Annotated in this window: 10 protein-coding genes; 6 read left to right on the forward strand and 4 right to left on the reverse strand. The window is 67.6% G+C overall.

Going from position 1 to position 12,626, the window contains the following annotated elements:
* Nucleotides 1-282: 282 nt before the first annotated feature.
* Nucleotides 283-1,836, forward strand: coding sequence for an alpha/beta hydrolase (locus tag ADL29_RS10370; RefSeq protein WP_157878440.1), 1,554 nt, complete (start codon nt 283-285; stop codon nt 1,834-1,836).
* Between the two features lie 244 nt (nt 1,837-2,080).
* Here the strand turns inward: ADL29_RS10370 and ADL29_RS10375 are convergent, their stop codons facing one another.
* Nucleotides 2,081-2,752: a TetR/AcrR family transcriptional regulator gene (locus tag ADL29_RS10375; RefSeq protein WP_078970877.1), complete on the reverse strand. Its 672-nt coding sequence runs from the start codon at nt 2,750-2,752 to the stop codon at nt 2,081-2,083.
* 77 nt (nt 2,753-2,829) lie between these two features.
* Between ADL29_RS10375 and ADL29_RS10380 the strand changes: the two genes are divergently transcribed.
* The gene (locus ADL29_RS10380; protein ID WP_053923385.1) at nt 2,830-3,774 is read left to right on the forward strand and encodes an alpha/beta fold hydrolase; all 945 of its coding nucleotides are present in this window, start codon (nt 2,830-2,832) and stop codon (nt 3,772-3,774) included.
* Between the two features lie 42 nt (nt 3,775-3,816).
* Here ADL29_RS10380 and ADL29_RS10385 read toward each other — a convergent pair whose 3' ends face one another.
* Nucleotides 3,817-4,782 carry a hypothetical protein gene (locus ADL29_RS10385; RefSeq protein ID WP_053923386.1) on the reverse strand — a complete coding sequence of 322 codons (966 nt, stop codon included), beginning with the start codon at nt 4,780-4,782 and terminating at the stop codon, nt 3,817-3,819.
* 699 nt (nt 4,783-5,481) lie between these two features.
* Between ADL29_RS10385 and ADL29_RS10390 the strand changes: the two genes are divergently transcribed.
* Nucleotides 5,482-5,925: a cupin domain-containing protein gene (locus ADL29_RS10390; RefSeq protein ID WP_053923387.1), complete on the forward strand. Its 444-nt coding sequence runs from the start codon at nt 5,482-5,484 to the stop codon at nt 5,923-5,925.
* Between the two features lie 492 nt (nt 5,926-6,417).
* A complete protein-coding gene (locus tag ADL29_RS45025; protein ID WP_245689287.1) occupies nt 6,418-6,795 on the forward strand; it encodes a hypothetical protein in 378 nt (125 codons plus the stop codon).
* 191 nt (nt 6,796-6,986) lie between these two features.
* On the opposite strand, the gene ADL29_RS10400 is transcribed toward ADL29_RS45025, so the two are convergent.
* Complete coding sequence (locus tag ADL29_RS10400) at nt 6,987-7,958, reverse strand: GlxA family transcriptional regulator (protein WP_053923389.1); 972 nt, start codon at nt 7,956-7,958, stop codon at nt 6,987-6,989.
* Between the two features lie 156 nt (nt 7,959-8,114).
* Between ADL29_RS10400 and ADL29_RS10405 the strand changes: the two genes are divergently transcribed.
* Nucleotides 8,115-9,101, forward strand: a complete 987-nt coding sequence (locus tag ADL29_RS10405) for an NADP-dependent oxidoreductase (protein WP_053923390.1) — start codon at nt 8,115-8,117, stop codon at nt 9,099-9,101.
* 199 nt (nt 9,102-9,300) lie between these two features.
* Here ADL29_RS10405 and ADL29_RS10410 read toward each other — a convergent pair whose 3' ends face one another.
* Complete coding sequence (locus ADL29_RS10410; protein ID WP_107094935.1) at nt 9,301-10,857, reverse strand: alpha/beta hydrolase; 1,557 nt, start codon at nt 10,855-10,857, stop codon at nt 9,301-9,303.
* Nucleotides 10,858-11,099: 242 nt separating this feature from the next.
* On the opposite strand from ADL29_RS10410, the gene ADL29_RS10415 reads away from it, so the two are divergent.
* Entirely contained in the window at nt 11,100-12,569 is a 1,470-nt protein-coding gene (locus ADL29_RS10415; protein ID WP_053923392.1) for a pyridoxal phosphate-dependent aminotransferase, read from the forward strand.
* Nucleotides 12,570-12,626 lie beyond the last annotated feature (57 nt).

Genomic DNA, 12,626 nt, shown 5'->3' on the forward strand with positions numbered 1-12,626 from the left:
CGCTCGCCGACCTGACAGCGGGCGGAAGGGAAACGGAACCGGCCGCGCCGCCTGGTCACCACCTGGTCACCCAGGGGCCGGCACCCCATCCCTCCGCGCAGCCGTCTCTCGCGCACGCGACTTAGGCCGATTACCCTACGTGTCCACTTGCCCGCGCTACGTACCTCGCCTGCGTGACTGTGACGGGGCCAATAGCGATGTGGTGGCGCCTATGAGCATCCTTCCCGGGGGGGTAGTGAGAGAGCGAGAACGGCGATGCCCATATCCCGCAAGTCCATACCCTTGACCACCGGTGCACTGGCCGTCGCCACGTTGGTGGTGACCGGCTGCGGCGTCAGTGACGCCGCAGCGGCCCGGCCCGGCGATGCCAAGGACATGAACACGTCCGTCCCGGTGCTGCCCGCGCGATTCACGCAGCAGAAGGTCCAGTGGACGGCCTGTGGCAAGGACGTCACCCCCGACGCCGTACCCGGCGCGGAGTGCGGCTGGGTGAAGGTGCCTGTCGACTACGCCGCCCCGGACGGTCAGACCGTCAAACTGCGGGTGTCGCGGGTGCAGGCAAAGGAACCCGGTCGTCGGCTCGGGTCGCTGCTCTACAACCCCGGCGGCCCCGGTGCGGGCGGTGCGGCCGATGTGGCCGACGGAAACTGGCAGGCCGGTGAACAGGCTCGGGCCCGCTACGACCTGGTCGGCTTCGACCCGCGGGGCACAGCCGGCTCCGGGCAGATCAAGTGCCCAGACGGCGTGGTGCAGGAGCCCGAGAACCCGCCGCGTACCGAAGCGGAGGCCGCGAAGGCATTCGCCGACGCGAGCAGGCGGGCCCAGGCCTGCCGAAAGGCGAGCGGCGCGGTTCTCGCGCACATGGACAGCGTGAGCGTCGCGCGCGACCTGGATGTGCTGCGTACGGTCCTGGGGGACGCCAAGTTGAACTACACCGGTATCTCCTACGGCACCTTCATCGGCCAGCAGTACATGAAGCTGTTTCCCCGCAAGGTGGGCCGGATGGTGCTCGACGGTGTCGTCAACCCCGCCGCCGACATACAGCAGGTCGCCCGGCTCGATGCCAAGACCTCCGATGATGCGATGCGTCGATACGCTCAAGACCTCGTCGCGCGCGGGGATGACCGTCTGGGAGCCACGGCCGAGGAGGTTGTGCGGAGGGTCACTGGCTTTGCCAGGAAGCTGGAGCACGCGCCGCTGCAAGGGACCGACGGCGAGAAATTCACCGACGCCACCTTGTCCACGTATCTGGGGACGGCCGTGACGGCCCGAGAGAGCTGGAAGCCACTGACCAAGGCGCTGGTGGCCGCCGTGCACGGGGACGGGGCCGCCTTCGAGCGCTTTGACGCCGAAACGGCCGGCGAGAGCGGTGGCGAGAAGCCGACGCCGCAGGAGGAGCAGTCCGACGAGAACATGTCGATGAGCCTGCCGGCGGTGCTGTGCCTGGATTCCCCGTCCGCGCCGAAGTCCCCGAAGAAGATGCTCGACACCGCTGACGCCTTCGCCAGGCAGTCGCCGCTCTTCGGGCGTTACTACGCCTGGCAGATGATCGACTGCGCGACGTGGCCGATCGCTCCCACCGGTGTGGCCGAGCCGGTCAAGGCATCCGGGGCCGCGCCGGTGCTGCTGGTGTCGTACACCGACGATGTGCAAACTCCGCTGCAGAACGCGCAGGCGGTGCACCGGCAGTTGGACAACAGCTCGCTGCTCGTACGCAAGGGCCAGGGGCACGGGGCGTACGCCTCGGAGGATCCGTCCACGTGCACCGACCGCGCCGTCGACAGGTATCTGGTCGGGGGAAAGCTGCCGGACCGGGCCGCCAACTGCCCGCGCTGACAGGGGGAGGCCGGCGGATGTACGCGGCGTGGTGACTCGCATGACGAAGCCGCCGTCTGTGAGCGGGCCCTGTCTCACCGCGGCGTCGCGTCTGCCCAGGCCCGTCGGCGGGTGATCACCGGCGCCCACCTCGTCCGCTGCTCCATGCCGGCGCCAGGTTCGCACACGGATGCCTGGCCAAGCGCACGGAGACCGTCACGCCGCCTGATCGCGCCGCCGAGGTGTGTGGCCAGCTATGGCGCAGTCAGCCCAGCACGCCGGTCAGAGCGCGGGTGAGCACGGCGTCGAACCGGTCGCGGGCGTTGCCGCCACCCGGGGAAGCGGCGAGCAAGGCGGTGATACGGGGGTGGCTTCCGGCGGCGGCAACATGACGGAGGTAGGCGGATTGCCGCGGGGCGCTGCTGTCCTCGGCAGCCATCTCGTTCTGGACGAACAGCGCGGTCAGGCCGCTGACGAGGGCGAATGCCTCGAGTTTTCGCTCGGCGTCGGCCGGGTGGTCGGCGAGCACGTCGAGCATGTGCTCCAGTAGATCGACTCCGTGGGGGCCGAGCCTGGGGCGACCCATGACCATGGTGGGCAGCCACGGGTGGCGGCGCATGATCTGCCGGGCCTGGCGGGCGATGGCGAGCAGATCGGCCTGCCAGTCACCGCTGGGGGCAGGCAGGTCGTATTCGCCCGCGGTGCTGTCCGTCATCAGGTCGAGCAGGTCGTCGCGGGTGGCCACATAGCGGTAGAGCGAGGCGGCGCCGGTACCCAGGACCGATGCGACGCGGCGCATGGAGACGGCCTCCAGGCCCTCGCGGTCGGCCAGTTCCACCGCGGCAGCGGTGATCTCGGCGCGACTGCGCTCGGCCGGGCGTCCAACCGAGGCCTGCTCCGGCCGCATCCAGATCACTGATTCCTGCTGTCCTGCCACTGCCACCTCCCGTGTTGCCGCCAGCCTACCTATCGCATACGGTGTTCGCGAACGACGTACGCGATAGGAGAGATGCGATGACGCGCTATGCGCACAATGGCGAGATCCGGATCGCCTTCGAGGACCTGGGGGGAGCGGGCGGCGACCCGCTGCTGCTGGTCATGGGGCTGGGAACCTCACGGTTCTGGTGGCCGGACGGCCTGGTCGCCGAACTGGTCGGCCGCGGCTTCCACGTCGTGGCCTACGACCAGCGCGACGCCGGCCAGTCCACCCACCTGCCCAACCCGCGCGTCGGCCCGCCGATCAAGGCCCTGCTGCGCCGCGAAGCTCCGGCCTACGGCGCCGAGGATCTCACCGACGACGCGGTCGCCGTCCTCGACACCGTCGGCTGGGAAGGCGCCCACCTCTTCGGCCACTCGATGGGTGGGCTCGTCGCACAGCGCACCGCGATCCGCCACCCGAAGCGTGTGCTGAGCCTGGCAACCTCCTCGGCCGTCCCCAGCGACGCGAAGGGCCTGGGCCTCCTGCGTTACCTGCGCCTGGCATGCCTGCCCCGTTTCGCCCGGCTTCACTACCCCGAGACCTTTCAGGGCAACCTGGATCTGGCGGTGGCCGTCGCCCGTATCCTGGCCGCGCCCGGCCAGCGCATCGACGAGCACGATGTCCGCGAGTTCGTAGACAAGGAGGCGGCCCACGAGGTCGCGAGCTTCCGTGAGGAGAAGGCGCAGAGCCGTCAGATCGGCGCGAAGTGGCACGGCGGACCACTCGCCCAGATCACCGCGCCGACCCTGGTACTGCACGGCGAGCGCGACCCGCTCTTGCGCGTGGCGGCAGCGCGCGACATCGCCGCCGCCGTCCCCGACGCACGCCTGCGCACCCTGCCCGGAGTCGGCCACTTCCTCGCCCGCGGCGTCTGGGCCACCTATGCGGACGAACTGCGCGCGCTCGCTGACAGCGCCGACGAGCAACTGAAACCGCAGCTCAACGGGATCACACAGACAGAGGTACGGGATCACGTATAGGTAAGTGGCGACCGCCGCCCGGCGCACTCCTTGGGGCCACCTTCATGAAGCGACGATGTGCGCCTCATCTGACAGGCGGAAGGCCAGACTCATTGCGTCGTCCGTCATGTGCGTCAGTGGGTTCTGCCGCAGGCACAGGGTGCCCAAGCGAGGCGTGAATGTCCTGCTGTCTCCATGGCTCACGGGGAAAAAGAACCCGAGACGGCCGGTGACTGGATGCCGGGCCGGCAGGTGGGAGGTGGCGCGACTACCTTTTCCGAACCTTGTCGGATCGGAGGTTGCCAGCCGGCCTTGGGTGGCCTCATTCCACACACTTGCGAAATCCAGCGACTTGGTGAACCTCTGGAGAATAGGCCGACGCCCCAGCAGGTTCTGATCGATGCGGGCTCCCCGCAGATAATCAAGCCACTGGTCTTGTGTACGGGTTCGCCCCAGCACCACGCTACGACTTCCCCATGACCATGCTTTCTCCACGTCTGTCGCTTTGAGAACCCACTGGCTCCGATCGCGAATACCGAGGGATTCATGCTGAGGGTGGGAGAGGGCATCTTTCAAAGGATATGACTCAATGCAAGCCGAACGCAGAAACGCAAGATTCTCCTTGCCGATGGATTCCGTAAGGGAATCGGTCATCAACGGATCGTGCAGCATCGCGAAGATCATCTTCGAGTCGAGCCAAGGTTCCGCCGTGACAACGCGGCAACTCCCCAACCGGAGCGGTTGGGCAAGCTCGGAGCGGTAAAAGAGCCTGTCAATCAGAGCGCTCTGGGCGACTGGCTCGGCGTCGATGTTGACCGCTGTGATATCGAAATCCAGATTTTCTCGCATACTTTGAGCGAAAAACTGGGTCTCGGACCTGCATTCCGTCACTGTTCCGGTCGCATAGCATGCCCGATCGACACCCATGCTGGCGTACCAGTCTGCAAATCCCTGCAGGAAGTCCAAATGATCGGACCGGCCAGGAAGGCTGGCCAGCAGCCAGCCGCGTCCGGAAGCCACGAAATCCATCTCGCAGATTTTTGGTCCTTCCGCAGTCAAGATGATATCCGGTCGGCACACGTGTCCGAGAGAAGGAAGGGTCCCATAGGGCTCCGCGCTGTACGGAATCAGCCGACCCCACTTCGGGTGCTGCCGGAGGGCATCCCCGAGGACGAACCGGACGAGCGCAGGGAGAGCCTTGGCGAATCGCTGGGTGAAATCACTCAACGGCAGCGCCAGAAGTCCTTCCGCCGTTTTCGATGGAACAGCTTTCGACGGAACGGTCGATGAGGACGAGGTAATCAGCGTGATCCCTCCTTCGGGAGTGGCAGGCAGACACGTTTGAACGACCCCGCCTGGTGCCCACACTGCCGACCGGTCACCCCTCGGTGCGCGTCGAATTCGTCTGGTCCAGTGACCTGGTGACCCAGTGGTCCGGTGCGCCTTGCCACCCTGCGTCGATTCAGACAGCGGGGGAGTCGCTCACGGCATGGGGGCGGTTAGGGAGCACGGCAGCTGCTCGTCGTCGCCGATGAAAAACGCGTACCAGGCGCTGGTGTGCTCGGTGATTGCTGAGCGGCGTGCGGCTGGCCATTGCCCGGACGGACACCTTCGCCACGGAGGCGTACGTCGCCGTTGCCATTCCGGCAACAATAGTTGTGATCCCGTACGCGTAGCCGCAGCCTGATGCTCGACCCACAGCCGTCGAGACAAACAGGAGGCCACACGATGACCACCCACGAACACGTCGGATCCACACCGAACACCGACGGCAAGCGGCCGCTGGGGAACCGCGTCCACCACGTTCGGGCCGGCGAGTTGGATGGCCATGCCGCCATCAGCGGCGGCACCGTCGGCTCGAAGAAGCTCTGGATGGGGCTGGTGGAAAATCCGCCGTTGAGCGCAACGGACAACCACCATCACGGCGATTCGGAGGCGGGGATCTACGTGGTCAGCGGTCACCCCGTGTTCGTCTTCCACGACGGCATACAGGAGGTACGAATCTCCGCCGATCCCGGCGACTTCCTGCTTGTTCCCCCGTTCGTCCCTCATCGCGAGGAGAACCCCGACCCGAACGAGCCCGTGGTCGTCGTGATCGCACGGACCACGCAAGAGCCGATCAAGGTCTCTCTGCCCGAGCTGTACCAACTCAAGGAGGCAGGCACGCGGTAGGAAGAAGAAGACCGACGCGCGCGGACCGATGGAACGGAATGAAGCACCCGTGCCTACTACTGGCGTGCGTGCCGAAAGCGAATCTTGGTTCTGAGCCTGCCGGGCCGCCATGGCGGCGGTGGAGCGAGGTAGGAGCGGAGGAAGCGGCAGCCCAAGGGGTGTTCGCGCCGGTGTATGCCGTCTCCTTCGGCGCTCCGGGAGCAATCGTCGTCGCGCCGGGTGACACCCGCGGCACCGTCCTGATCCCCGATCGGTGTGGCGGATACTGCTGTGGGCTGGACGGGAGCGACGGCCCCAACCTTGCCTGCGCACAGTGCGGCCGGGCGGTGGCGACCCGCATCGATGACTGCTCGCTGTGGCAGTCGGTGTGGTTCGAGCCGCTCGCCGTACGCCGCTTGGCCGCCGAGGATCCCGATGATCGGACGGCTGACTGGGAGGTGCTGGCGCAGCAGCGGCGGACGCCGCGTGCTCGACGGGCTGATCCCTTCCGGGATGCCCGCGAAGACCGTGGCGTTGGCCGGACCGGGACTGCCCGCACCCAACCCGGCCCCCGACATCCTTCTGGTTCCGTGCCATCCGCGGACGGGGAAAGCCTGGCAGCCGCCGGGCACCACAGCCACCGTGCCCCTGTCCGCCGAGGTATGGACGCATCTGGCCTTCCACCGCGAGCCGCTGCCCGTACCCGCGACAGGTGGACTGCCCGACGGTGTTCTCCGCGACGATCCACTGCCGATGCATCCACGAGGGTTGTTCCGGCCCGATCGGGAACTGTTCCTCGACACGCTGGCACGGCTGCCGGCCGTCCGCCAGCCGTGGCTGCGCAGGATCTACGACCTCGTGAGGGACTTCCGGTACCCCCGCCTGTTCTGACAGGTGGTGAGCGAATGCGGTTCGGACAGCCGGCCGTGCTGGTTTTCTGATGGGCGGTCAGCAGGCAGTGTTGCGGACGAGACGAGTTGGGTACTTGTCCGTCGCCTCGTGGCTCGGCGGGAGGTGTGGTCGGGCACCAGGAGGCAACGGTCCAGTCGTTCTCTCCCCCACAGCGCCCAGGCCCGCCGCGCTCAGGCAGCTGTCTGCTGGTGGCGGAACGTGCGTCGGTATGCCTGGGGGCTGACGCCGATGGCGGTGTGGAGGTGCTGGCGCAGCGAGGTACCGGTGCCGAATCCGGCCCGGTGGGCGACGAGGTCGATCGGCCAGTCGGTGGTTTCCAGGAAGTGGCGTGCCAGATCAACGCGTTGCCGGGCGAGCCACTGGCCGGACGTGCTGCCGACTTCTTCGCGGAAGCGGCGGCTGAAGGTGCGCACACTCATGTTGGCATGGGCGGCGAGGTCGGACAGGGTGAGCGGTTCGGCCAGGCGCTGCATGGCCCATGCCCGGGTGGCCGCGGTGCTGCCGGTTGACGGGTCGGGGACGGGGCGTTGGAGGTACTGGGCCTGGCCGCCCTCGCGCCAGGGCGGAACGACACAGGAGCGGGCGACCTCGTTGGCGATGTGGCTGCCGTGATCGCGGCGGATGATGTGCAGACACAGGTCGATACCAGCAGCGACTCCCGCGGAGGTGAGTACCTCACCGTCGTCGACGTACAGGACGTCGGGGTCGATGCGGGTGGCGGTGAACATCCGCTGGAGCCGGTCGGCCTCACGCCAGTGCGTGGTGGCGGGACGTCCGTCGAGGAGGCCGGCCGCGGCCAGGACGTAGGCGCCGGTGCAGATCGCCACGATTCTCGTGCCGGGCCGGACGGCGGCCAGGGCATCACGCAGCGGGCCCGGCAGGCGGCCTTCTTCCCGTATCGGTCCCAGGCGGTGAGAGGGCGGGACGACGACGGTGTCGACGGCGGCCAGCAGGGAGGCGTCGTGGGAGACGGCCAGGTCGTAGTCGGCCTCGGCGTGCACGGGGCCGCCGTCCAGGCTGCACGTGGTCACGGAGTAGAGCTGGCTGCCGTCGCTGCCGCGGGCGGCGTGGAAGATGCGCGCGGGAATGCCGAGTTCGAAGGGGACGACGCCGTCCAGAGCCAGAACGCCAACACGGTGCATGGCCGGATTCTTTCAGGACATGGCCAGCACGCCATCACAGGGGGCTGTGCCGACCAGGCAGCCTTGGACCGTGTCCGGCACCACTGGCACCACCAGCGCTACTGGCACCACTGGCACCACAACCACACCGCACCTTTCCGGAGAAGGAACGCCTCCATGACCCAGTCCCTTGCCGCCCCCGCGACCATGCGCGCCGTATCCCAGGAGCGGGCCGGCGCCCCCGACGTCCTCAAGCTCGTCGAGACGCGGCGACCGGAGCCGGGCCGGGGCGAGATCCTGGTCCGGGTGCGTGCGGCGGGCGTGAACCCCGCTGACTGGAAGACCCGCGAGCGCGGCGTGTTCGCCAACGGAGCAACACCTCCCTTCACCCTCGGCTTCGACGTGGCCGGAGTCGTCGAAGCCGTCGGTGCGGGCGTGACGATCTTCCAGCCCGGCGACGACGTGTTCGGGATGCCCCGCTTCCCGCACCCCGCGGGCGCCTACGCCGAGTACGTCACCGCACCGGCCCGCCACTTCGCCCCGCGCCCACGCGGCCTCGACCACATCCAGGCCGGTGCCCTGCCGCTGGCCTCGCTCACCGCCTGGCAGGCCCTGGTCGACACCGCCGACATCCAGCCCGGGCAGCGCGTCCTGATCCATGCCGCAGCCGGCGGCGTCGGCCACCTGGCCGTGCAGATCGCCAAGGCCCGCGGCGCCTACGTCATCGCCACCGCCAGCGCGGCCAAGCACGACCTCTTGCACACGCTCGGCGCCGACGAGCTCGTCGACTACCGCACCCAGGACCTCGCCGACGCCGTCCACCACGTCGATGTCGTCCTCGACAGCATCGGCGGACCCAACTGGGCGCGCTCCCTGCGCACCCTGCGCCGAGGAGGCACGCTCGTCTCGATTCTGCCGTTCGACGACAGCTTCCCCGCCCAGCAGGCCGAGGCAGCCGGGGTGCGAGCGGTGTTCATGCTCGTCGAACCCGACCAGCAGGGGTTGCGCGAGATCAGCGCACTGATCGAAAACGGCAGAATGCGGGTGCTCGTCGACGCGGTGTTCCCACTCGAACAGGCTGCTCAGGCCCACACATGGGGTGAGAACGGCCGCACCACCGGAAAGATCGTCCTGACCGTCACCTCGGACGCTGAACGCCCCTGACAGTCCCCGTCCGCAGCGCGCCTGGAACGGTGTCTGCTGCGTGGCCGGCCCGGCGGTGTGCCCCAGCCGCCGCCTGAACGCTCTGTTCCAGGGCCCGGACTGCTCGCGCGACGAGCCGCAGCCCACCGGCCCAGGCATCGGGTCCTGGCTGCGATCACAGACAGGACCCGATACGTGGGCGGCTCGGTGAGCCAGGGGGTCAGAAGCTGGGCGCACCCGGTACAGGCCGCGGCGTCGGCACGATCCCCTCGTGCGAGCCGTGGTTCTGGTTGCCGGACGGCTTGCAGGTGACGTCCCGTGCCGGGAGCCGTCCGGTGCTCAGGTAGGCGTTGACAGCGCGGTTGGCGCAGGCGCTCGGGTCCCCGTAGTAGACGCCGTGCCCCTCGCCGCCCTCGACGTACACCATGCGCGAACCCTTCAGGGCGCGGTGCATGCCAAGACCGCTGGCCAGAGGTGTCTGGGAATCCCACTGGTTCTGGACGGTGAGTACACCGGTGTTGTTGTGCACGGGCGTGACCGGCTCGGCCGGCTTGTTCCAGAAGGCGCAGGGGGTGATGTTGGAGCCGAAATCGCCGTACAGCGGGTACCTGGCCTTGTCCCGGATCGCGTCACGCCGGTACTGGCCGGGATGACGCGGCCAGGCCGCGGTGTCACCACAGACGACGGACCAGAAGACGGCGGACGAGTTGTCGGCAGGCAGCTTTCCGTCCGGCGCTGCGGAGCGGCGTGCGCCCGGGCCGTCGTTCGGCATCAACGAATTGCGCGAAGCGGGTTTGCCGTCGGCGGCCTTCTTCAGGCTGACGACGGCCTCGGCGGCGCTCTTCGGGCTGAAGAACTGGCGACGCAGCGCGGAACGGATGTCGTCCCCGTTGAGCTTCCCGCCCTCGTACGGGATCGGATCGCGGTCGGCCCGGGCGATCAGATCCCAGAACGTCTTCTTCACCGCGGCCGGGCTGTCACCGAGCTGGTAGGCGTGGTTGCGCTGAGCGGTCCACTTCGTCCAGCGGGTGAACGCGGGCTCGGTGCCCTCCGCCCACACCTGGATCATGCCGCGCCAGACCCGGGCGGGGTCGACCGCGCTGTCGAGGACGAAGCGGTCGGTCCGCCGGGGGAACATCTGGGTGTAGACGGCGCCCAGGTACGTGCCGTACGAGTAGCCCAGGTAGGAGATCTTCTTCTCGCCGAGTACGGCGCGGATGACGTCCATGTCACGGGCGGTGTTGCGGGTGGTGATGTGCCGAAGTGTGTCGCCGTTCTTGGTGCGGCACTTCTCGGCGACGGTTCGTGCCCAGGCGACGTCACGGCTGAACGTCTCAGGCCGGTACGGATGTTCGATGTTCTGTTCCGCCGCCGTCAGTCCGCAGGTGACCGGAGTGCTCCGGCCCACACCGCGCGGATCGAACCCGATCAGGTCGTACTGCTCGCGGACCTTCTTGGGGATCGTTTCGTTCATCATGACGGGCATGGACAGGCCCTCGCCGCCCGGACCACCGGGGTTGAAGAGGATCGCGCCGTGTCGCTTACCCGGGGCGCTGGCCTTGATACGGGAGATGGCCAGTTTGATGGTCTTGTGGGTGGGTTGGCTGTAGTTGAGCGGCACTTCGATCGTCGCGCACTGGTACGCGGCGGACTGCGACGGGTCGCAACGATGCCATGCGGGGTGCTGGTTGTGGAATCTCTGCAGCGGGTCCGCTGCGGATGCCTGCGCCGGAGTCAGGGCGGGGAGCAGCGTTGCCGTGACTCCCACCGCGAGCATGGGCGCTAAGCGTCGTATTCGCACGATATCCGTTCCTTCCGATCAACTTCCCGGAAAGAACGACCATTTCGTGTCGGGGCATGCCTGCGAATCCTTCCGTAGGGTGATCATGGTGATCTTGATCCGACTTCTGGCGTACGGGGAGAAGGACCCGTGGAGAAGGACCCGTGGAGGAGGGGCGGCGATGGGCGACGCCAAAGGAAGCGATCTCTTCGTGGCCGCCACGCCGAGTCGGCAGCGTCGTGTTGATCCTCCCGGGTGACTTCGCGGGAGGCACCGTTTCCCGCTGGTACGCCGCGGATACCCGACCAGAGCGGCCGCTCCGGCCGCAGAGTGCCTACGCGCTGGAAGGGGAAACGGTCATCACCGCCGACGAGGACGTCACCGAGAACGCTGCCGCCGCCATCCTGTACGGGATCACCGACCCCGAAGAGCGCCTTGCCCTCCACCATGTGTCATTGACGGCACCGGTGCTGAATCTGGCGGTCGCCGAGAACGTTCTCCTTTACGACTCGCTGAAGGAGAAGGTCTTCAAGAACCCGGAGATCGGCCCGGAGGACATCCGCTACAAGAGGTCGTACGGGACGGACGAGCTGCGGCAGCACATCGCGCGACTGCTGAAGAAGACCATGTCGCCGGTTGTCGAGGCCGACGACGTCTACGCCACCGCGGGAGTCTCCGGAGCACTGGAGTGCCTGGCCTTCGCCCTCGAACAAGGCAAGGCACTCAAGCCGGGCGACCGGGTGCTGCTGCCCGCCCCCTCCTGGCAGGGCTTCAAGTGGTGCTTCGAGCAACGGCCCGGCCTCCAGTGCGTGTTCGCCCCGCTGCCGGTGACAGGCGACAACGCGTTCCAGCTGACGCTGAAGGCGCTCCAGGATGCGTACGACAAGGCAAAGCCCCACCCCAAGCTGCTCGTCCTGACCAACCCCAACAACCCGCTGGGGGCCAACTACAGCAAGGAACTGCTGGAGAGCATCTACACCTGGGCGCTGACGAAGACCGAGATGCACATCATCTCCGACGAGATGTACGCACACAGCCAGATCGCCAAGTCCAAGCCCGGCTTCCACAGTGCGTTCACCCTCGACGCCTGCAAGCAGCACCAGGACCGTGTCCACGTCGTCTGGGGCCTGGCCAAGGACTTCGGCCTTTCGGGCTTCCGGACGGGCTTCGTCCTCTCCCGCTCGGCACTGGTCCGCAAGGCGATGCGCGGTGGCAAGGGGCTGAAGGAGATGTCGTGGTTCAGCCCGCTGGACTCGCTCAAGAACGTGGTCGTGGGAAAGCTGTTCCGTACGGGTGAGGACAAGGATGCCTGGTACCCGGAGCAGCTGATGCGCAACGTGTATCCGGAGCGGCTGACCAAGAGTTACGAGGCGGTGAAGAAGGCGCTGAGCAAGGCCGGCATCCCCTTCCTCAGCAACAACGCCGACAACGCGGCCCAGTTCTTCTTCCTCGACCTCCACAAGTATCTGGACAAGGTTCCGGAGGAGGAGGGCGACGACACGTGGTTGCGGGTGTTCCCGGAGATCGACGACCGGGAGGAGAGGCTGCGTGCGTACCTGGAGACGGAGGCGCAGGTGCAGCTGCTACCGGGGCAGACGCTGTTCTGCCCCGCTCCCGGATATTTCCGGCTGTGCTTCACCGCGTACGACCAGGACAAGGTCGTACAGGCGGTGGACCGGATCGGCGCAGCGCTGAACAAGCTCGGTTGACCAGGCAGAGGAACCAAGCACCGGATACGCGGAGCGCCCTGAGGCAGCCGTCCGCAT

Source organism: Streptomyces chattanoogensis (assembly GCF_001294335.1).
Taxonomy (GTDB): domain Bacteria; phylum Actinomycetota; class Actinomycetes; order Streptomycetales; family Streptomycetaceae; genus Streptomyces; species Streptomyces chattanoogensis.

Coding starts and splice junctions, on each gene's coding strand:
- ADL29_RS45025 (WP_245689287.1), top strand. CDS start 6,418: ATGCCCGCGAAGACCGTGGCGTTGGCCGGACCGGGACTGCCCGCACCC.
- ADL29_RS10385 (WP_053923386.1), bottom strand. CDS start 4,782: ATGGATTTCGTGGCTTCCGGACGCGGCTGGCTGCTGGCCAGCCTTCCT.
- ADL29_RS10410 (WP_107094935.1), bottom strand. CDS start 10,857: ATGCTCGCGGTGGGAGTCACGGCAACGCTGCTCCCCGCCCTGACTCCG.
- ADL29_RS10405 (WP_053923390.1), top strand. CDS start 8,115: ATGACCCAGTCCCTTGCCGCCCCCGCGACCATGCGCGCCGTATCCCAG.
- ADL29_RS10400 (WP_053923389.1), bottom strand. CDS start 7,958: ATGCACCGTGTTGGCGTTCTGGCTCTGGACGGCGTCGTCCCCTTCGAA.
- ADL29_RS10390 (WP_053923387.1), top strand. CDS start 5,482: ATGACCACCCACGAACACGTCGGATCCACACCGAACACCGACGGCAAG.
- ADL29_RS10380 (WP_053923385.1), top strand. CDS start 2,830: ATGACGCGCTATGCGCACAATGGCGAGATCCGGATCGCCTTCGAGGAC.